General features: G+C 65.2%; 15 protein-coding genes and 5 tRNA genes. 10 read left to right on the forward strand and 10 right to left on the reverse strand.

Annotated features, from left to right (window positions below; all coding sequences use genetic code 11):
* Position 1: 1 nt before the first annotated feature.
* A complete protein-coding gene (locus tag J2X19_RS13450) occupies positions 2-217 on the reverse strand; it encodes a hypothetical protein (protein ID WP_125473938.1) in 216 nt (71 codons plus the stop codon).
* Between the two features lie 56 nt (positions 218-273).
* On the opposite strand from J2X19_RS13450, the gene J2X19_RS13455 reads away from it, so the two are divergent.
* From J2X19_RS13455 to J2X19_RS13485, 7 genes are all read left to right on the forward strand, one after another.
* Complete coding sequence (locus J2X19_RS13455) at positions 274-1,431, forward strand: pyridoxal phosphate-dependent aminotransferase (protein WP_310373832.1); 1,158 nt, start codon at positions 274-276, stop codon at positions 1,429-1,431.
* A gap of 101 nt (positions 1,432-1,532) precedes the next feature.
* Positions 1,533-1,608 (forward strand) — tRNA-Gly (locus J2X19_RS13460).
* A gap of 49 nt (positions 1,609-1,657) precedes the next feature.
* A tRNA-Cys gene (locus J2X19_RS13465) sits at positions 1,658-1,731 on the forward strand.
* Positions 1,732-1,796: 65 nt separating this feature from the next.
* A tRNA-Gly gene (locus J2X19_RS13470) sits at positions 1,797-1,872 on the forward strand.
* A gap of 50 nt (positions 1,873-1,922) precedes the next feature.
* A tRNA-Cys gene (locus J2X19_RS13475) sits at positions 1,923-1,996 on the forward strand.
* A gap of 218 nt (positions 1,997-2,214) precedes the next feature.
* Positions 2,215-2,299 (forward strand) — tRNA-Leu (locus tag J2X19_RS13480).
* Positions 2,300-2,357: 58 nt separating this feature from the next.
* A complete protein-coding gene (locus tag J2X19_RS13485; RefSeq protein WP_116606313.1) occupies positions 2,358-2,993 on the forward strand; it encodes a DUF6806 family protein in 636 nt (211 codons plus the stop codon).
* A gap of 136 nt (positions 2,994-3,129) precedes the next feature.
* Here the strand turns inward: J2X19_RS13485 and J2X19_RS13490 are convergent, their stop codons facing one another.
* From J2X19_RS13490 to J2X19_RS13505, 4 genes are all read right to left on the reverse strand, one after another.
* A complete protein-coding gene (locus tag J2X19_RS13490; RefSeq protein WP_310373834.1) occupies positions 3,130-4,497 on the reverse strand; it encodes an efflux transporter outer membrane subunit in 1,368 nt (455 codons plus the stop codon).
* Positions 4,487-7,606 carry a multidrug efflux RND transporter permease subunit gene (locus tag J2X19_RS13495; RefSeq protein ID WP_310373836.1) on the reverse strand — a complete coding sequence of 1,040 codons (3,120 nt, stop codon included), beginning with the start codon at positions 7,604-7,606 and terminating at the stop codon, positions 4,487-4,489. The genes J2X19_RS13490 and J2X19_RS13495 overlap by 11 nt, the downstream gene beginning before the upstream one ends.
* A 106-nt stretch (positions 7,607-7,712) precedes the next feature.
* Complete coding sequence (locus J2X19_RS13500) at positions 7,713-10,802, reverse strand: MdtB/MuxB family multidrug efflux RND transporter permease subunit (protein ID WP_310373838.1); 3,090 nt, start codon at positions 10,800-10,802, stop codon at positions 7,713-7,715.
* Positions 10,803-10,820: 18 nt separating this feature from the next.
* Entirely contained in the window at positions 10,821-12,368 is a 1,548-nt protein-coding gene (locus tag J2X19_RS13505) for an MdtA/MuxA family multidrug efflux RND transporter periplasmic adaptor subunit (protein ID WP_310373840.1), read from the reverse strand.
* Positions 12,369-12,624: 256 nt separating this feature from the next.
* Between J2X19_RS13505 and J2X19_RS13510 the strand changes: the two genes are divergently transcribed.
* Complete coding sequence (locus tag J2X19_RS13510; protein WP_310373843.1) at positions 12,625-13,068, forward strand: VOC family protein; 444 nt, start codon at positions 12,625-12,627, stop codon at positions 13,066-13,068.
* A gap of 24 nt (positions 13,069-13,092) precedes the next feature.
* On the opposite strand, the gene J2X19_RS13515 is transcribed toward J2X19_RS13510, so the two are convergent.
* Positions 13,093-13,980 (reverse strand): LysR family transcriptional regulator, encoded by an 888-nt coding sequence (locus J2X19_RS13515; RefSeq protein ID WP_310373845.1) that lies wholly within the window; start codon positions 13,978-13,980, stop codon positions 13,093-13,095.
* Between the two features lie 128 nt (positions 13,981-14,108).
* On the opposite strand from J2X19_RS13515, the gene J2X19_RS13520 reads away from it, so the two are divergent.
* Positions 14,109-14,492, forward strand: coding sequence for a DoxX family protein (locus J2X19_RS13520; RefSeq protein ID WP_116606320.1), 384 nt, complete (start codon positions 14,109-14,111; stop codon positions 14,490-14,492).
* Positions 14,489-15,343, forward strand: a complete 855-nt coding sequence (locus J2X19_RS13525; protein ID WP_310373848.1) for a pirin family protein — start codon at positions 14,489-14,491, stop codon at positions 15,341-15,343. The genes J2X19_RS13520 and J2X19_RS13525 overlap by 4 nt, the downstream gene beginning before the upstream one ends.
* A 9-nt stretch (positions 15,344-15,352) precedes the next feature.
* Here J2X19_RS13525 and murI read toward each other — a convergent pair whose 3' ends face one another.
* The 4 genes from murI to J2X19_RS13545 form a co-directional block, all read right to left on the reverse strand.
* Positions 15,353-16,195, reverse strand: coding sequence for a glutamate racemase (murI, locus tag J2X19_RS13530; RefSeq protein ID WP_310373850.1), 843 nt, complete (start codon positions 16,193-16,195; stop codon positions 15,353-15,355).
* Positions 16,192-17,745, reverse strand: a complete 1,554-nt coding sequence (locus J2X19_RS13535; RefSeq protein WP_116606323.1) for a fumarate hydratase — start codon at positions 17,743-17,745, stop codon at positions 16,192-16,194. The genes murI and J2X19_RS13535 overlap by 4 nt, the downstream gene beginning before the upstream one ends.
* Before the next feature lie 217 nt (positions 17,746-17,962).
* Positions 17,963-18,685, reverse strand: coding sequence for an amino acid ABC transporter ATP-binding protein (locus tag J2X19_RS13540; RefSeq protein WP_116606563.1), 723 nt, complete (start codon positions 18,683-18,685; stop codon positions 17,963-17,965).
* Positions 18,672-19,439 (reverse strand): amino acid ABC transporter permease, encoded by a 768-nt coding sequence (locus tag J2X19_RS13545; protein WP_116606324.1) that lies wholly within the window; start codon positions 19,437-19,439, stop codon positions 18,672-18,674. Before J2X19_RS13545 ends, J2X19_RS13540 begins: the two co-directional genes overlap by 14 nt.
* Positions 19,440-19,467: the final 28 nt, after the last annotated feature.

The following is a 19,467-nucleotide window of genomic DNA, read 5'->3' on the forward strand; positions in this document are numbered from 1 at the left end:
CTCATTTACCGGTAAAGCCGGCGCAGGCCCCGGCGTTTGGCCGGCCTTTGCATTCGCGCAGCAGGCGGCGGTTGCGCTCGGCCGTGCCCTCCGATGAATCTTTCAGAAGCCGCACCTGCGAGCCACCTTGGGTCTTTTTGGTTTTGGCCATGCTGTACGGGGCCGCGCAGGCCAGCGCCAAGGCGAGGCAGGCGCAATACAAGGTTGGCAGATGCATGGGCTTCTCCAAAAAAGGCTTGCGCATAATCATGCCTCCACAGCTTTCATACGTCTATGCGCCAAGCCATCCTGAGTCTCGAAGAATCCAAAATCCGTGAAGTCGCTAACGCTGGCATGGGGCGCGGCGACGTGCTGGCCTTCTGGTTCGGCGAAAGCGACGAAGTCACGCCCGATTTCATCCGCCAGGCGGCCATCGAGTCGCTGCAAAAAGGCGAAACCTTTTATTCCCACAACCTCGGCCTGCTGGAGCTGCGCGAGGCCGTCGCCGACTACATGGGCGCGCTGCACGGTGCTATCGGCGCCGAGCGCATCGCCATCACCTCGGGTGGCGTGAATGCGCTGATGCTGGCGGTCCAGCTGCTGGTGGACGCGGGCGATGAAGTGGTCGCCGTCACGCCGGTCTGGCCGAATCTGACGGCCCAGCCGGCGATCATGGGCGCGCGCCTGCGCTGCGTGCCTTTGCAGCCCCAAGTCGATGGTGCCTGGGGGCTGGATATGGATACCCTGCTGGCCGCCATCACCCCCGGTACCAAGCTGCTGGTGCTGAATGCGCCGAACAACCCCACCGGCTGGACCCTGAGCCGGGCCGAGCAGCAAACCATTCTGGACCACTGCCGGCGCACCGGCACCTGGATCCTGGCCGACGAGGTGTACGAACGCCTGTACTACGCGCCCAGTGCCCATGGCTGCGCGCCGAGTTTCCTGGACCTGGCCGCTCCCGAAGACCGCCTGGTGGTGGTGCACAGCTTTTCCAAGAGCTTTCTGATGACCGGCTGGCGGCTGGGCTGGCTGGTGATGCCGGCTAGCGCGACCCCGCACATGGGCAAGCTGATCGAATTCAACACCTCGTGCGCCAGCGTGTTCGTGCAGCGCGCGGGCATTACCGCCTTGCAGCGTACCGACGAGATCACACCGCGCGTAGTCGCCCATCTGAAGGCCTGCCGTGACACCCTGGTGCCCTTGCTGCAGGCGGTTCCGGGCGTGCAGGTGGCCGCGGCACCGGGCGGCATGTATGCGTTCTTCCAGTTGGCCGGTCATACCGATTCGTTGCTGACCGCCAAGCGCCTGGTGGTGGAGGCCGGCCTGGGACTCGCGCCCGGCAATGCGTTTGCGCCGCAAGCCCAGGGCTGGTTGCGCTGGTGTTTTGCTTCCAAAGATCTGCACAGATTGGAGCAGGGCGTGGAAAGGCTGAAAAAGTGGGCTATAATTTGAGGCTTGGTGCAGCACACGAATAGTTTGAAGCAGCAAGCGATTTGAACCAAGTTCAAATCAAAAACAGGCTAAAAATCATGTTATGATTCAAGGCTTGAAACGCGGGAGTAGCTCAGTTGGTAGAGCGCAACCTTGCCAAGGTTGAGGTCGAGAGTTCGAGACTCTTCTCCCGCTCCAAATTGGTAAAAAGGGAAGCTACAGGCTTCCCTTTTTCATGTGTGATTTGGGCGCGATAACAAAGCGGTTATGTACCGGATTGCAAATCCGGCTAGCCCGGTTCGACTCCGGGTCGCGCCTCCAGAATTCAAGATTCGGTTGATCCGGATTTTGGGTAAAAAGCCATGCTATAATGCGAGGCTTGAAACGCGGGAATAGCTCAGTTGGTAGAGCGCAACCTTGCCAAGGTTGAGGTCGAGAGTTCGAGACTCTTTTCCCGCTCCAAATTAGTAAAAAAGGGAAGCTATATGCTTCCCTTTTTTACGTCGAATTTTGGCGCGATAACAAAGCGGTTATGTACCGGATTGCAAATCCGGCTAGCCCGGTTCGACTCCGGGTCGCGCCTCCAAATGCCTTTACAGCCCGAGCCTCTCGGGCTTTTTTGTTTCTGCATCCAATAGCATTGCTTTGTAGTGTGGCGGCACCGGGCCGCAGCTGGCTGCGGGTTACAATGCGGCTGCTTTTTAGCCTTGGCGAGACGAAAACGAAGCTTCTGCTTCCGGATCCGGCCCTGTCAACCCATGTGTTGCCGGGGCTGTTTTGTTTCACAATGCCAGGCTATGCGCAGGCTCGGTGGTGTAATTGGTAGCCACAGCAGACTTAAAATCTGCCGACGCAAGTCGTACCGGTTCGATTCCGGTCCGAGCCACCATTTCGTAAAAGAAGCGCGCTGGTTTTCAATACCCCTAAAAAGCGCCTAATATCTCACCATGCCTCGCTACAACGCCCCCTTTGAAATCCATGTGCATGGCCAGGTGCCTTTGCGCACTGACGTGACGTTCAACCAGATCCAGGACGCGCTAAAACCGCTGTGGAAGTATGCGGGTGCCAAGTCCCTGGCCGATGCCGCGGGCAGCGCTTACGAGGAAGAGCCGGGCATCCAGTTCGACGCGCCCGAGCACATGCTGCAGATGTGCTGGACGGTTCCCGGCGACGAAGATTTCAAGCAGGCGCTGGACGAAATGTGCATGAGCCTGAACGAACTTGCCGAACGCGGTGCGTCCATCGAGATCACCTTCTACGACACCGACTTCGACGAAGACGACCAGGACGCCACCGACGATTCGCGCGACGATTTCTTGATGCTGTTTGTCGGCCCCACGCCCGCCGCCATCATGCAGGTGCAGCGCGATCTGCTGGTGCAGGACGTGATCAACATGATGGAGCGGCATTTCGACGCCTCCGAGCTCAACGGCGTGGTGCGCGAGATCGACCTGCTGTTCACCCAGCGCTTTGATGCGTTGGTGAATTCGCTGGAGCTGGGCAAACCACCGCGGGGTCCTGGCGGCTCGGGTGGAGCCGGTGGCCATGGCGGCGGCGGTCGCCGCCCACGCCACCTGCACTGACTCTAGCTAGGGGGCAAAGGTCGTTCCGTATTTCCCAGAGATACCGTGGAACCGGCTTTGCCGGGCCACTGGTATCGCCCCCTGCAAGGGGGGTGGCGGAAAGTGCGCAGCACTGGAGCCTGGGGGTGAGCCACAGCTACCAGCGCCCGGCGATATTCTTCAATAGCTGGTTGGTAGCCGCCAAACGGCGGTTCTGCAGGTCCAGCAGGCTGCGTTCGCTGGACAGCGCCGTGGCTTGCGCGATCACTACGTTTAGGTAGCTCACCGTACCGCTCTGGTACTGGTTTTTCACAATCTCCAGCGAGCGGTTGGCGGCCGCCAAGGCCTCGGTTTGCAGCGCGGCTTCTTGCTGCAGGCTGCCGGCGATCACCAGATTGTCTTCCACCTCTTGCAATGCGGTCAGTACGGTCTGGCGGTAGCTGGCCGTGGCGGCGTCGGTGCTGGCGCGGGCCGAGTCCACGGCCGACTGGCGCTGTCCGCCGTCGAAGGCGGTGAGCGCCAGCGCCGGGCCGATAGACCACAGCAGATTCGGGGCGCTGATCAGATTCGCCAAGGAGCTGCCCTTGTAGCCGGCGCTGGCCGATAGCGTGAGCGCCGGGAAGAACGCGGCCTTGGCCACGCCGATCTGCGCATAAGCAGCGGCCACGCGGCGCTCGGCGGCGGCGATATCCGGGCGGCGCTGCAGCAGGCTGGCGGGCAACTGGTCGGGCACAAGGGGGGCAGCCGGCAGCGCCGCGGTGCGGGCCAGGCTGAACTCGGACGGGGCCAGGCCCAGCAGCACCGCCAGCGCGTGCTCCAGCTGGGCGCGGGAGCTGTCGGCATCCACCTGCTGGGCAGCGGTGGTTTTCAGCTGTGTCTGCGCCTGCGCCACATCGCCGGCCGATGCCACGCCCCCCTGGTAGCGGTTCTGCGTCAGTTCCAGGGAGCGCTGGTAGGCCTGCACGCTGCGCTCCAGCAGGGCCGACTGGGCCTCGGCCGCACGCAGCGAGAAATAGGTTTGTGCCAGCGTGGCCTGCAGCGACAGGCGGGCCGCGGCCAGATCGTCCTGGCTGGCCTGCACACGGGCCTGGTCGCCGGTCACTGCGCCCGACAGCCGGCCCCACAGATCCAGCTCCCAGCTGGCGCTGCCGGTCAGGGCAACGCTGTTGGCAGCCCCTGCGCTGGGCGAGGCGCTGCGGCTGGCGCTTAGGCCGGCGCCCAGTGTGGGCGACAAGGCGGCACGGCTGCTGCCCAGTGCGGCCTGGGCGATGCGGATCTGCGCCGCGCTGCCCAGCAGGTTCTGGTTGTTGCCGACCCGGGTTTGCAGATCGTTCAGCACCGGGTCGTTGAACAACAGCCACCAGTCGTCCGGCACGGCCGCGGCCTGCGGATCGGCGCTTTGCCAGACGCCGGTTTCCTTGAAGGCATTGGTGGCGGGCGCGCTGGGCACCTGGTAGGGCGGCGTGGTGCTGCAGGCTGCCAGCAACAAGGCGCAGCCGCATGCAAGAGGAAATTTAGGCAGCATCGCTGGCACTCCGCAAGTCGTGAGAAATAAGCCCGGGTTTGCGCCGTAAGCGCTGGCCCCAAACGCGCAGCCGGTCCATGGCCACGTACACCACCGGCGTGGTGTAGAGGGTCAGCAACTGGCTCAGCACCAGGCCGCCGACCACCGCAATGCCCAGCGGCTGGCGCAGCTCGGCCCCGTCGCCATGGCCGATGGCCAGCGGTATGGCGCCCAGCATGGCGGCCGCGGTGGTCATCAGAATCGGCCGCAGGCGCAGATGGCCGGCGCGGTAGATGGCCTGGGCGGCCGATACATGGGCGGCGTTGCGCTGCCGGGTAATCGCAAAGTCGATCATCATGATGGCGTTCTTCTTGACGATGCCGATCAGCAGAATCACCCCGATCAGGGCGATGATGGAAAACTCGGTGTTGAACGCCATCAGGGCCAGCAGTGCGCCGACCCCGGCCGAGGGCAGGGTGGACAGGATGGTGATAGGGTGGATCAGGCTCTCGTACAGGATGCCCAGCACCAGATAGATGGTGACGATGGCCGCCAGTATCAGCAGCGGCTGGCTGCTCAGCGAGCTCTTGAAGGCCTGCGCCGTGCCCTGGAAACTGCCGCGCACCGACACCGGCACGCCCAGCCCGGCCACCGCGTCGTTTACCGCATCGGTGGCTTGCGACAAGGTTACGCCCAGCGGCAGGTTGAAGCTGACGGTGGTGGCCGGCGTGCCGCTCTGGTGGTTCACCGACAGCGGGGTATTCGTCAGCTCGACCTTGGCAAACGCCGCCAACGGCACCTGGGCCCCACTTTTCGACGTGAACAGCAGGCTGCGCAGCGACTCGGCGTTTTGCAGGAATTCCGGTGCCAGCTCCATCACCACCCGGTACTGGTTCAGCGGGTTGTAGATCACGCCGACCTGGCGCTGGCCGAAGGCGTTGTTCAAGGTGGTGTCTACCGTGCTGACGCTCAGGCCCAGGCGGGCCATGGCCTCGCGGTCCATCACCACCGAGGTCTGCAGGCCGTTGTCCTGCTGGTCGCTGTTCACGTCGGTCAGCTCCGGCAACTGCGACAGCGCGCGGCGCACGCGCGGCTCCCAGGCGCGCAGATCCGCCAGGTCGTCGGCCTGCAAGGTGTACTGGTACTGGGCATTCGACTGGCGCCCACCGATGTTGATGTCCTGCGCCGGCACCATGAACAGATTGGCGCCGGGCTCGTGCGCCAATTGGGCGCGTAGCCGGGCCACCACCTGGTCGGCCGACACATCGCGCTGGGCCAGCGGCTTCAGCGCCATGAACATGCTGGCCGTGTTGCGCTGGCCGCCGCCGGTGAAGCCGGTCACGCTCTCGACCGCCGGGTCGGCGCGCACGACGTCGATGAAGCGCACCAGCCGCTGCTGCATGAACTGGAAGGAGGTGCTCTGGTCGGCGCGGATATTGCCATTGATGCGGCCGGTATCCTGCTGCGGAAAGAAGCCCTTGGGGATCACGGTGTACAGATACACGTTGAGCACCACCACGCACAGCAGGGCCAGCAGGGCGATCGGCTGGTGCCGCAGCGTCCAGGCCAGCGAACGCCGGTAGCCGCGCAAAACCCGCTTCTGCAGACGCCCGCCCCAGCGGGCCAACCGGCTGGGCGTGGCCTTGGGCGGCGCATGGCGCAGCAGCGCGGCGCACATCATCGGCGTGGTGGTCAGCGACACCACCATGGACACCAGAATCGAGGCCGACAGGATCACCGCAAACTCGCGGAACAGCCGGCCCACAATGCCGCCCATCAGCAGGATGGGGATGAACACTGCAATCAGCGACAGGCTGATCGACACCACGGTAAAGCCGATCTCGCGCGTGCCGGCCAGTGCCGCCTGCAGCGCGGTCTTGCCCCGCTCCATGTGGCGGGTCACGTTCTCCAACACCACGATGGCGTCGTCGACCACAAAGCCGGTGGCCACCGTCAGCGCCATCAGCGACAGATTGTCCAGGGTGTAGCCGGCCAGGTACATCACGCCAAAGGTGCCGGCCAGCGACACCGGCACGGCCACGCTGGGGATCAGCGCAGCGCGCGCATTGCGCAGGAATAAAAACACCACCAGCACCACCAGGCCGATGGAGATGGCCAGCGCGCGTTCCACTTCGCGCAGCGAGGCGCGGATGGTCGGCGTGCGGTCCATCACCACCTTCAGGTCGATGGCCGGGGGGATGGCGGCACGCAGATGCGGCAGCAGGGCCCGCACCTTGTCGACAGCGTCGATGATGTTGGCGCCGGGCTGCTTGAACAGGATCAGCAGGATCGCCGGCTTGCCGTCGGCGGCGCCGTAGTTGCGTACGTCGACCACGCTGTCGAGCACCTGGCCCACGTCCTGCATGCGCACTGCGCTACCGTTTGTGTAGCGGATGATCTGCGGCGCAAACTCGGCGGCGGTGCGCGCCTGGTCGTTGGCGCCGATCTGCCAGTTGCGCGTGCCGTCTTCCACCGCGCCCTTGGGCCGGTTCGCATTGGTGTTGGTGATGGCCTGGCGCACCGTGTCCAGCGCAATCCCGTTGGCCGACAGCTTGTTCGGGTCCAGCTCCACGCGCACCGCCGGCAGCGCGCCGCCGCCGATGTTGACCTGGCCGATCCCGTCCACCTGGGCCAGCCGCTGGGCCAGCACGGTGGAAGCCGCGTCGTACATCTGGCCGCGGGTCAGCGTGTCCGAGGTCAGCGACAGCAGCATGATGGGCGAATCCGCCGGGTTCACCTTGCGGTAGCTGGGGTTGCTGGGCATGCCGGTGGGCAGCAGGGTGCGGGCGGCGTTGATGGCGGCCTGCACATCGCGCGCCGCGCCGTCGATGTCGCGGTCCAGGTCGAACTGCAGCGTAACGCGGCTGCTGCCCAGCGAGGAGTTGGAGGTCATCTGGGTCACGCCGGCAATCGCGCCCAGCGCCCGCTCCAAAGGCGTGGCCACCGTGGCCGCCATGGTGTCCGGGCTGGCGCCGGGCAGGGACGCGGATACCGAGATGGTCGGGAAATCCACCTGCGGCAGCGGTGCCACCGGCAGCAGGAAGAAGCCGATGACACCGGCAATCGCCACACCCAGCGTCAGCAGCGTGGTGGCGATAGGGCGGTGGATGAACGGGGCCGAGAAGTTCATCGCCGCCCCACCGATGATTTAAAGAAAACAAGCCGCTGGCGCAGAGAATACCTGCGCAGGTAGCTATTTATTCCATAGCAAATGGTGGATTGGACGGGTGGCTGCATCACGCCATCCTGGCCTCGCGGCGGGTGCGCCAGCGCTGTGCAATGCCGGCAAAGCCCAGGTAGATCACCGGCGTGGTGAATAGCGTCAGCAGCTGGCTGACGATCAGGCCGCCGACCATGGTCACGCCCAGAGGATGGCGCAGCTCGCTGCCAACGCCAGTGCCCAGCATCAGCGGTAGCGCGCCCAGCAGCGCGGCCAGCGTCGTCATCAAGATCGGCCGAAAGCGCAGCAGGCAGGCCTGGTGGATGGCGGCGCGCGGGCTCAGGCCTTGCTCGCGCTCGGCGTCCAGCGCGAAGTCGATCATCATGATGGCGTTCTTCTTGACGATGCCGATCAGCAGCACGATGCCGATGATGGCGATGATGTCCAGGTCCAGCCCGAACACCAGCAGCGCCAGCAACGCACCGAGGGCCGCAGAGGGCAGGGTGGACAGAATCGTCACCGGGTGGATGAAGCTCTCGTACAGCACGCCGAGCACGATGTACATGGTGACGATGGCCGCCAGTATCAGCAGCAAGGTGTTGTTCAGCGAGGCCTGGAAGGCCAGCGCCGCGCCCTGGAAGCTGGTTTCTATGCTGGCCGGCAGCTGCAGCGCGGCCTCTTCGGCCTGGATGGCGCTGACCGCATCGCCCAGTGAATGGCCGGGGGCGGTGTTGAAGGAAATCGTCGCCGACGGGAACTGCCCTGCGTGGTTCACCGCCAGCGCGGCCGATCTTTCCTGCACCTTGGCCACCGACGACAACGGTACCTGCACGCCGTTGGCGCCGGGCACGTAGAGCCTGGACAGCGCCTGCGGCCCGAGCCGGTCGTGCGGCGCCACCTCCAGCACCACGCGGTACTGGTTGGACTGGGTGTAGATGGTGGAAATCAGCCGTTGGCCAAAAGCGTTGTACAGCGCGGAGTCGATGTTTGCCACCGTCACGCCCAGCTGGCCGGCGGCAATGCGGTCGATCTCCACATAGGCCTGCAGGCCCTTGTCCTGCACGTCGCTGCCCACGTCGGCCAGCTGCGGCAGGCTGCGCAGGCGCGCCAGCAGCTCGGCGGCCGCGCTGTTGAGCTCGTCGAAGTTCGGTGACGACAGCAGGAACTGGTACTGGGTCTTGGAGATGCGGTCTTCAATCGTCAAGTCCTGCACCGGCTGCATGTACACCGTGATGCCGGCCACCTTGCGGCTTGCGTCACTCAGGCGGCGCAGGATGGCGCTGGCCGATGCATCGCGCGCCGCCTTGGGCTTGAGGTTGATCAAAATCCGGCCTTGGTTCAGCGTGGTGTTGACGCCGTCCACACCGATGAAGGACGACACGCTTTGCACCGCGCTGTCTTGCAGAATCACCTCGGCCAGCGCCTGCTGCCGGTCTGCCATGGCGGCGAACGAGCTGCTCTGCGCGGTCTCGGTCATGGCCTGGATCACACCCGTGTCCTGCAGCGGGAAAAAGCCTTTGGGCACCACAAAGTACAGCCAAGCGGTGAGCAGCACGGTCAGCACAAACACGAACAGCGTGCCGGCTTGGCGCGCCAGCACCCAGTCCAGCGCCAGGCCGTAGCGGCGGATCAGCTGGTCGAAGAAGCGGCCGGTGGCCTGGTAGATACGGCCATGGCTTTCCTCGGGCGTGTGCTTGAGCAGGCGCGCGCACAGCATGGGCGTGAAGCTCAGCGACACCACAGCCGAGATCAAAATCGACACCGCCAGGGTGATGGCAAATTCATGGAACAGCCGGCCCACCACGTCGCCCATGAACAACAGCGGAATCAGCACCGCAATCAGCGAAATCGTCAGTGAAATGATGGTGAAGCCGATCTGCTTGGCGCCCTTGAGCGCGGCGTCAAACGGCTTTTCGCCTTGTTCGACAAAGCGGGCGATGTTCTCGATCATCACGATGGCATCGTCCACCACAAAGCCGGTGGAAATCGTCAGCGCCATCAGGGTCAGGTTGTTGATCGAAAAGCCGGCCAGGTGCATCACGCCAAAGGTGCCGACCAGCGACAAAGGTACGGCCAGGCTGGGGATCAGCGTGGCCGAGCCGCTGCGCAAGAACACAAAAATCACGGCTACCACCAGGCCAATCGCCAGCAGCAGCTCCAGCTGCGTGTCTTCCACCGAGGCGCGGATGGTCACCGTGCGGTCGGTCAGGATTTGCACATCGAGCGAGGCGGGCAGGGTGGCTTGCAGCTTGGGCAGCAAGGCCTTGATGCGGTCGGTGGTGTCGATCACGTTGGCGCCGGGCTGGCGCTGGATGTTCAGGATGATGCCGGGCGTAGCGTTGGCCCAGGCAGCGAGGCGGATGTTTTCTGCATCGTCCACCACATTCGCCACATCCTTCATGCGGATCGGCGCGCCGTTCTTGTAGGCCAGGATCAGATTGGTGTACTCGGCCGCCGAGCGCAGCTGGTCGTTGGCGTCGATGGTCGAAGCCCGCAGCGGGCCGTCGAAGCTGCCCTTGGCCTGGTTGGTGTTGGCGGCGGCAATGGCGGTGCGCACATCGTCCAGTGCCAGGCCCACGCCGGCCAGCTTGCTCGGGTCGGCCTGGATGCGCACGGCGGGCCGGCCGCCGCCGGCCAGTGCCACCAGGCCCACGCCCTCGACCTGCGACAGCTTGGGTGCCAAGCGGTTTTCCACCAGGTCGTGCACGCGGATGACGGGCAGGGATGGCGAGGTGATCGCCAGGGTCAGTATCGGTGCGTCGGCCGGGTTCACCTTGCTGTAGGTGGGCGGCATCGGCAGGTCGCTGGGCAGCAGATTGCTGCCGGCGTTGATGGCCGCCTGCACCTGCTGCTCGGCCACATCCAGCGACATCTCCAGCGAGAAGCGCAGCGTGATCACCGAAGCCCCGCCCGAGCTGGTGGACGACATCTGCGCCAGCCCCGGCATCTGGCCAAACTGGCGCTCCATCGGCGCGGTAACCGAGGATGTCATCACGTCCGGGCTGGCGCCCGGGTAGAGCGTGGTGACCTGGATGGTCGGATAGTCGACCTCGGGCAGGGCCGACACCGGCAGCAGCCGGTAGGCCAGCAGGCCGGCGATCAGGATCGCCACCATCAGCAGCGAAGTCGCGACCGGGCGGAGGATGAATAGGCGAGACAGGTTCATGGCGCGGCGAAGCGGGTCTTATCCACCGGCGGCCTCTTTCTGGCGGCGGCGTTCGCGCATTTTTTCGATGAAGGCTTTGCGCTCGTCGGGGCCCATTTTTTTAAACTTTTCCTGTTCCTCGGGTGGCAGGCGGTCCAGCCAGCGCGGGCGCTCGTCGCTGGCGGCTGGCGCCGCATCGGGCGCCGCTTCCGGACTTTTCGCCGCGGCAGTCGGTGCTTCTGTTTTTGTAGCTGCTGGCGCAGATGCTGCCTGCGCAGGAGCCGCATTCGGCTCGGATTTATCGCGTCGGCGGCGACCACCGGTATCGCTGGCCGCATTCGCCGGCTGCGGTGTGATCACCTCGACCTTGGCACCTTCGCGCAGGCGGTCGGCGCCGTCGGTAACGACTTTTTCACCGGCGCTGATATCGCCTTGCACGCTGACCCCGTCGCCGTCGGTGGCGCCCAGGCGGATGCGCCGCACGCTGACGCTGCCGTCTTCTTTTACCGCGTAGACGAAGGTGCCCTGGGCGCCGCGCTGCACGGCGGCGCTGGGTACCACCAGCGCGTTCGGCTGCGTGCCCAGCTGCAGCACCACGTTGACAAACTGGTTCGGGAACAGTGCGCCATCGGCGTTGGCAAACTGGGCCTTGAGCTTGAGGGTGCCGGTGGTGGTGTCGATGGCGTTGTCGGTGCTGGCTACCTTGCCGACGGCGAGCTTATTCTTCAGCGCCCGGTCCCAGGCCTCGACCTGCAGCGGGGTCTTGGCGGCCAGCTGTTGGGTGATCTGTGCCACGTTCGCCTCGGGCACGGCAAACACTACGGTCAGCGGCTGGGTCTGGGTGATGCTGACCAGGCCGTTGGCATCGCTGGTCTGCACCATATTGCCCACGTCGACCTGGCGGAAGCCGAGCCGGCCGCCGATGGGCGCGCGCACCTGGGTGTACGACAGCTGCAGCTTGGCGCTGTCGACCTGGGCCTGGTCGGTCAGCACCGTGCCCTGCAGCTGCTTGACCAGCGCATCCTGCGTGTCCACTTGTTGCTTGGCAATCGAGTCCTTGGCCAGCAAATCCTGGTAGCGCCCCAGGTCGATCTGGGCATTGCGCAGCTGGGCCTGGTCGCGCGCCAGCTGGCCCTGGGCTTGCGCGAGTGCGATCTGAAAGCTGCGCGGGTCGATCTCGGCCAGCACCTGGCCGGCCTGGACCTGCTGGCCCTCCTGGAAGCGCACGGCTTGCAGCACACCGGAAACCTGCGCCCGCACCGTGGCGGTGTTCAATGCGCTGATGTTGCCGATGGCCGATACCAGCAGCCGCACATCGTGCTGCTGCACCACCGCCACCGACACCGGCTGCACCTGGCTGGCGCCGCCAAAGCGCCGGCCACCACCCGATCCGCCCGATCCCCCTGCAGCGCTGGCGGCCCGCGCCGGCGGGCTGGCCGCGTCTGCCGTGGACGCCGGCTGGTGCTGGCCCCACCACCAGCCCGCGCCGCCCGCGGCCGCGACCAGCAGCACCAGGCCCAGAAATCCCGGCGCGGACAGGCCGGCGTGGCGCGCAGCGCCGGTGCGCAAAAACAAGTGCTTGGTCATGGAGTGGGCTGGCCCGCGGAGTGGCCAAGTAAAGATCTCGGTACATCGTAAAGCCTGCCGTTGCAGGGCTTGTCGTGGTTCAAAAAGCTTTACTACGGATTTACCCCTGCGCAATCTGCTCCATAGTCGGATTAGGGCGATTTGCTATGGATTGCATAGCCTCTTGCGCAGGTGGAATCTGCGCTGCAGGGCTGATGGGCTGGTAAAACTACAGCTGTGGGATACTGCGCGCCGCCCCAGGACCAGAAAGCCCGCCATGCCCGAAGCCATTGGAATCGACCACATCTACATCAGCGTGTCCGACCTGGCGCGGGCCGAGCCGTTTTACGACCAGGTGCTGGTGGCGGCGCTGGGCTTTCGCAAGAACAAGTTTCCGCTGGCGGGCGATCCGCACATCCAGTACTTCAACCGGCATTTCGGCTTTGTGCTGCGCCCGGCGCGCAGTGCGGCGCCGCATGATTCCTATGCGCCCGGGCTGCACCACTTCTGCCTGCGCGTTGCATCCATCGCCGATGTGCAGGCCGTGGCCGAGCAGTTGCGCAGCGCCGGCATTGCGGCCACCGAGGCCCGGCTGTATCCCGAATACGCGCCCGACTACTGGGCGACTTTTTTCTCCGACCCGGATGGCATCCGCCTGGAAGTGACCAACTACCGGCAGGAGCGCCGCGCGCGCCACGACCACTGGCCGTCCGGGGCCTGATCCGCTGGCCCGCTCGGCGCTTGGCTAACGCAGGTCCAGGCGCTGCACAACCGCATCCACAAACGCGGTGACCCCGCGCGGTACCTGCTTGCGGCTGGGGTAGACCACGTATAAGCCGCCGTTGGACTGCCTGTAGTGCGGTAGCACCTCGCACAGCGTGCCGGCGCGCAGGTTTTGCGTCGCGATCGTCATCGGCAGCAGGGCGATACCCAGTCCTGCCACCGCCGCCTTCAGTTGCGCTTGCGCGGTGTTGGCGCTGAAGCTGCCCGTCACCTCCACCTGTTCCGGGCCCTGGGGGCCCTCCAGCCGCCAGAGACCACGGCCCACGGTCTTGGACGCGCGGATGCAGACGTGGTGGGACAGGTCTTCCAGCTGCGCCGGTGTGCCGCGCAGCGCCAAATAGGCCGGGCTGGCTACCAGCCCCGTGTGGTTGGTGCTGAGCCGGCGCGCTACCAGGCTGGAGTCGGGCAGCTCGCCGCCGCGAAACGCCACGTCGATGCCTTCGCTGATCAGATCGGCCCGGCCGTCGCTGAGCACAAAATCCAGCTGCACAGCGGGATGCTCGCGCAGAAATTCCGCCACCCAGTCCAGCTGAAAGAAGTCGAAGAAATCGGCCGGCACGGCCACCCGCACCAGGCCACTGGGCTCCTGCTGGGCTTCGGTCAGCTGCTGGGCGGCCTGCAGCAGCTCTTCCACCTGGGCGGCGCTGCGCCCATACAGCGCCCGGCCGGCGTCGGTGAGGTTCAGCTTGCGGGTGGAACGCTGCAGCAGGCGCACGCCCAGGTGGTTTTCCAGCTGCAGCACCTGGCGGCTCAGGGTATTGGGTGGCATGGATAGGCGCCGTGCCGCCTCGGCAAAACTGCCGGCCTGCACTACCTGCACAAACATCGCGATCTCGTTCAGGTCCAGCATGCAGGGTCTATTGCTCTTAAAAATGGATGATTCAAATCCAATTAAGCCGTCTAGTCAAGGTCTGGTGCCGTACCTACTATCCAGTTCTGTGCTTTCTGGTTCTTACTTTTTACTGTTCAGGAGTTTTTATGGCCCTTTCTTCTACCGCCCAAAACCGCATCGTTTGGGGCGTTCGCATTTTTCTGGCGCTGGCCATGGGCGCGGCCGGCACGGCCAAGCTGGCCGGTGTGCCGCAAATGGTGGAAATTTTCAACCACATCGGCCTGGGCCAATGGTTCCGCTCTTTTACCGGGGCGGTGGAGGTGGTCGGTGCGGTGCTGCTGCTGGTACCCGCTACCGGCTTGTTGGGTGCCCTGTGGGTCGGCGGCACCATGGTCGGGGCAGTCGCCACGCACCTGTTTGTCATCGAGGGCTCGCCGGTGCCGGCGATGGTGCTGGGGCTGCTGTGCGCGTTTGTGGCCTACCAGCTGCGGCCGGGCCAGCAGCGCCGTGCCGGCGTGGCGGCGGTATGACGGCCGTGCTGAAACCCGCGGTGGCCGCGGGCCGCAAGGTGGTGCACCGCACGCGCGGCCATACGCACGGGCCTATTACCCGGCTGATGAGTCCGTCGGACCTGGGCGAATTGCTGAAGCCGTTTGTGTTTCTGGACCTGTTTGTCAGCGACGACCCGGCCCAGCTGGGCGGATTCCCCATGCATCCGCACTCCGGCATCGCCACGCTGACCTACCTGGTGGCCGGCGGCATGGAGTACGCCGACAGCACCGGCCAAAGCGGCCGACTGCAGGCAGGCAGCGTGGAATGGATGCGGGCCGGCGGCGGCGTATGGCACACCGGCAAGCCCACCGACGATGTGCCCGCGCATGGCTTTCAGCTGTGGATCGCGCTGCCCGAGGCACTGGAGAACGCGCCGGCCGAAAGCCAGTACCTCAGCCCGGCCGCGCTGACGCACAGCGGCCCGGCCACGGTGCTGCTAGGGCAGTACGCCGGTGTGCGCAGCGCGATTGCGCACCCGGCGGATGCCACCTACCTGGCGGTGCAGCTGCGCGCGGGCGAGACCTGGACCTACCAGCCGCCCGCCGGACACAGCGTGGGCTGGCTGGCGGTGGACGTCGGCGAGCTGGACTTGCCCGAGCCGGTGGTCCGGGGCGACATGCTGGTGTTCGACCAGTCGGAAGACCCCATCACCCTGCGGGCCCAGACCGACGCCGTGCTGGTGCTGGGCTCGGCAGTGCCGCACCCACACCCGCTGGTGATGGGCCGGTATTCGGTGCACACCAGTGCCGAGGCCTTGCGCCGGGGCGAGGACGGTATCCGCCAGGTGGCCCAGCGGCTGCGGGCCGAAGGCGTGCTGGGCCTGCGTTAAAGCAGATGCTCAGCGCGCCGGGCGGCTGTCGATATGGACGTGCGCCGCCTGTGCGCCTTGCTGTGCCGGCAGGCCCAGCCAGCGCTGCGCCGCAGCCTGCAGCACCGCCGCTTCGCCGGTGGTGAGCAACTGCAGGCCGCCAGGGCCGCTGTGCAGCAAACCGCCGGCCTCCAGCAACTGCCGGGTGCGCCGTGCCACCGGTTCGCCGGTGGACAGGATGCGCACTTGCGGGCCGACCCGTTGTTCCAGATGGGTTTGCGCGAACACATAGTGGGTGCAGCCCAGCACCAGCGTGTCGATCTCGCCAGGGTTTGAACCAAATTGGCCCATGGCGCTGATGTAGTCTGCGCAGAATGCTATGGTTTTTGCATCGTCGCCCGATGCCACGCTGCGGCTGATGGCGTCGGCCAGGCCGTCGCAGGGTTGAACGATGAACTCCGCCTGGTCCTGCAGGCTGAGGCGCAAGGCATTGAACTTGGCGCTGCTGACGGTGCCGCGCGTGCCGATGACGCCTACGCGTTTCGTCTGGCTGGCCATTGCTGCGGGTTTCAGGCCGGGCTCGACGCCGATGATGGGCAGGTCCGGGTGCTCGGCGCGCAGCAGGGCGACGGCCGCCATGGTCGCGGTATTGCAGGCGATGACCAGGGCCTTGATGCCATGGGTTTGCCGCAGGTACGCGGTGATGGCGCGGGAGCGCTGCACTACATGGCCATCGCCGCGCTCGCCATAGGGCGCATAGGCACTGTCGTCCAGGTAGACAAAGTGCTCCAGCGGCAAGGCGGCCTGCAGCGCTTGTAAAACGCTGAGGCCGCCGATGCCGCTGTCAAAAACGCCTATGGGCAGTGGACTCAAGCCGCCACAACTCCGATGTTCTTGAATTCGCCGGTGGCGATCTTCTTCTGCCATTCGGCCGGGCCGGTGATGTGGGCGCTGGTGCCGCCCGCATCCACCGCCACGGTGACCGGCATGTCGACCACGTCAAACTCGTAAATCGCTTCCATGCCCAGGTCGGCAAAGCCCACCACCTTGGCGGTCTTGATGGCTTTGCTCACCAGGTAGGCGGCGCCGCCCACGGCCATCAGGTAGGCACTCTTGTGCTTCTTGATGGCTTCGATGGCGACCGGGCCGCGCTCGGACTTGCCGATCATGGATATCAAACCGGTCTCGGCCAGCATCATCTCGGTGAAGCCGTCCATGCGGGTGGCGGTGGTCGGGCCGGCCGGGCCGACGGCTTCGTCGCGCACCGGGTCGACCGGTCCGACGTAGTAGATGACGCGGTTGGTGAAGTCGACCGGCAGCTTCTCGCCCTTGGCCAGCATGTCCTGGATGCGCTTGTGGGCAGCGTCGCGGCCGGTCAGCATCTTGCCGTTCAGCAGCAGGGTGTCGCCGGGCTTCCAGCTGGCGACTTCGGCCTTGGTCAGGGTGTTCAGGTCGACCTTTTTGCTCTTGTTGTAGTCGGGCGTCCAGTTGACGTTGGGCCACAGGTCGAGCGAAGGTGGGTCCAGGTAGACCGGGCCGCTGCCGTCCATCACAAAGTGGGCGTGGCGGGTGGCGGCGCAGTTGGGGATCATGGCCACGGGCTTGCTGGCAGCGTGGGTCGGGTACATCTTGATCTTGATGTCCAGCACGGTGGTCAGGCCGCCCAGGCCCTGGGCGCCTATGCCGAGGGCATTGACCTTCTCGAACAGCTCCAGGCGCAGGGCTTCGGTCTTGGTGAGTGCACCGCCGGCCGAGGACTTGGCTTGCAGCTCGTACATGTCCAGGTCGTCCATCAGGCTTTGCTTGGCCATCAGCACGGCTTTTTCGGCCGTGCCGCCAATGCCTATGCCCAGCATGCCGGGCGGGCACCAGCCAGCGCCCATGGTGGGCACGGTCTTCAGCACCCAGTCAACGACAGAGTCGCCGGGGTTCAGCATGACCATCTTGCTCTTGTTTTCCGAGCCGCCGCCCTTGGCCGCGACGGTGATGTCCACGGTGTTGCCGGGTACGATCTCGGTGACGATGACGGCGGGGGTGTTGTCCTTGGTGTTCTTGCGGTCGAACTGCGGGTCGGCCACGATGCTGGCGCGCAAGGTGTTGTCGGGGTGGTTGTAGCCCTGGCGCACGCCTTCGTTGATGGCGTCGTCCAGGCTGCCGGTAAAGCCTTCCCAGCGCACGTCCATGCCGACTTTCAGGAATACGTTGACGATGCCGGTGTCCTGGCAGATCGGGCGCTGGCCGGTGGCGCTCATCTTGCTGTTGGTCAGGATTTGCGCAATCGCGTCCTTGGCCGCCGGGCTTTGTTCGCGCTCGTAGGCGCGGGCCAGGTGGGCGATGTAGTCGGTGGGGTGGTAGTAGCTGATGTACTGCAGCGCAGCGGCGATGGATTCGATCAGATCGGCTTGGCGGATGCTCGTGGTCATGGGGTGCCTGGCTAGTGGGTGGGGTAACTGAAGGGAAACCCTAGGATTATCCCCTGTGCGGCGGCCGGTTTCCGCGCTCGGATGGGGATGGCCAGTTGCTATATTAAAAGTAGCTACTGGCGCTGGTGGATATTGCGCTAGAGGCATAAAACATGCATAAAAAAGCCCGCCGACAGGTCGGCGGGCTTTTACGCGGGGGCTGCCAGAAACAGCGCGGTTACAGCACTTTGCTGAGGAATTTGCGCGTGCGCTCTTCCTTCGGACTGTCGAACAGCTCGGTGGGCGTGCCTTGCTCGACCACCAGGCCTTCGTCCAGGAACAGCACGCGGTCGGCCACCTGGCGGGCAAAGCCCATCTCGTGGGTCACGACCACCATGGTCATGCCTTCTTCGGCCAGCGCCTGCATCACGGCCAGCACTTCGCCGACCATTTCGGGGTCGAGCGCCGAGGTCGGCTCGTCGAACAGCATGATGCGCGGCTGCATCGCCAGCGCGCGGGCAATTGCCACGCGCTGCTGCTGGCCGCCGGACAGCTGGTTCGGGTAGGCGTCGATCTTCTCCAGCAGTCCCACCTTCAGCAGCAGCTCGCTGGCCCGCGCCCGGGCTTGGGCGTCGGTCAGCTTGCGCACCTTGCTCGGCGCCAGGGTGATGTTCTCCAGCACGGTCTTGTGCGGGAACAGGTTGAAGCGCTGGAACACCATGCCGATCTCGGCGCGCAGCGCGTCGATATTCGTCTTCGGGTCGTGCACCGACACATTGTTCACCAGCACCGTGCCGCCGGATGCGTCTTCCAGCCCGTTCAGGCAGCGCAGAAACGTGCTCTTGCCCGAGCCCGATGGCCCGATCACGCAGACCACTTCGGACGCATGGATCGCGCAGTCGATGCCGCGCAATACCGGTGCGGCACCGAATTGCTTGGTCAGTTTCTCAACGCGAATCACCACGTCCATAGCGAGCCTCCAGTTGTTTGATGCCGTAGGCCAGGCCCAGGGTCAGCACCCAGTACATCAGTGAAATCGCCAGGTACGGCTCCCAGTAGCGCGAATAGGCGCCAGCCACGGTGCGCGCCGCATAGGCCAGCTCGGCCAGGCCGATGGCCGAGATCAGCGACGAGTCCTTCAGCAGCGAAATCGCGTTATTGCCCAGCGGCGGCAGCATGCGACGAAACGCCTGCGGCAGCACGATGTGGAACATGGTGCGCCGAAACGACATGCCCAGCGAGCGCGAGGCCTCCACCTGGCCTTTGTCGATCGACTGGATGCCGGCGCGGAAGATCTCCGAGATATAGGCACCCGCATTCAAGGTCAGCGCCACGATGCCGGATACAAAGGCGCCGTAGTTCTGCTTGATGTTGCGAGCCGTGTCGCCCGAGATGAACAAGCCATCCGCCGGGTTGATGAACAGCGGCAGCACCGCGAAGTGAATCAGCAGAATCTGCACGAACAGCGGCGTGCCGCGAAAGAAGCTGACGTACACGGTGGACGGCCAGCGCAGCAGGTATTTGCACAGCTGGCGCGCCGGCGCATGGCGGGCTTCAGCCACCCGCGCCATGCCGATCGCCAGGCCCAGGGCCGTGCCCTGGACGATGCAGATCAGCGTGACGGTGATGGTCATCTGCAGGCCGCGCCAGAACAGCTCGGCGTATTCCGCAATGATGTCGGCGCGGAACCAACCGAACCAGAGTATCGGTTCCATAACTCAGAAGCCGTTCAGAAGCTACGCG

Origin of the sequence: Rhodoferax ferrireducens, assembly GCF_031458075.1 — a bacterium.
Taxonomy (GTDB): domain Bacteria; phylum Pseudomonadota; class Gammaproteobacteria; order Burkholderiales; family Burkholderiaceae_C; genus Rhodoferax_B; species Rhodoferax_B ferrireducens_A.

What these genes read in the sequence shown, in the direction of transcription:
- J2X19_RS13510 (WP_310373843.1), top strand. Translation starts at nt 12,625, where the DNA reads ATGCCCGAAGCCATTGGAATCGACCACATCTACATCAGCGTGTCCGAC.
- J2X19_RS13515 (WP_310373845.1), bottom strand. Translation starts at nt 13,980, where the DNA reads ATGCTGGACCTGAACGAGATCGCGATGTTTGTGCAGGTAGTGCAGGCC.
- J2X19_RS13450 (WP_125473938.1), bottom strand. Translation starts at nt 217, where the DNA reads ATGCATCTGCCAACCTTGTATTGCGCCTGCCTCGCCTTGGCGCTGGCC.
- J2X19_RS13535 (WP_116606323.1), bottom strand. Translation starts at nt 17,745, where the DNA reads ATGACCACGAGCATCCGCCAAGCCGATCTGATCGAATCCATCGCCGCT.
- J2X19_RS13520 (WP_116606320.1), top strand. Translation starts at nt 14,109, where the DNA reads ATGGCCCTTTCTTCTACCGCCCAAAACCGCATCGTTTGGGGCGTTCGC.
- J2X19_RS13495 (WP_310373836.1), bottom strand. Translation starts at nt 7,606, where the DNA reads ATGAACTTCTCGGCCCCGTTCATCCACCGCCCTATCGCCACCACGCTG.
- J2X19_RS13505 (WP_310373840.1), bottom strand. Translation starts at nt 12,368, where the DNA reads ATGACCAAGCACTTGTTTTTGCGCACCGGCGCTGCGCGCCACGCCGGC.
- J2X19_RS13525 (WP_310373848.1), top strand. Translation starts at nt 14,489, where the DNA reads ATGACGGCCGTGCTGAAACCCGCGGTGGCCGCGGGCCGCAAGGTGGTG.
- J2X19_RS13545 (WP_116606324.1), bottom strand. Translation starts at nt 19,439, where the DNA reads ATGGAACCGATACTCTGGTTCGGTTGGTTCCGCGCCGACATCATTGCG.
- J2X19_RS13490 (WP_310373834.1), bottom strand. Translation starts at nt 4,497, where the DNA reads ATGCTGCCTAAATTTCCTCTTGCATGCGGCTGCGCCTTGTTGCTGGCA.
- J2X19_RS13485 (WP_116606313.1), top strand. Translation starts at nt 2,358, where the DNA reads ATGCCTCGCTACAACGCCCCCTTTGAAATCCATGTGCATGGCCAGGTG.
- J2X19_RS13455 (WP_310373832.1), top strand. Translation starts at nt 274, where the DNA reads ATGCGCCAAGCCATCCTGAGTCTCGAAGAATCCAAAATCCGTGAAGTC.
- J2X19_RS13500 (WP_310373838.1), bottom strand. Translation starts at nt 10,802, where the DNA reads ATGAACCTGTCTCGCCTATTCATCCTCCGCCCGGTCGCGACTTCGCTG.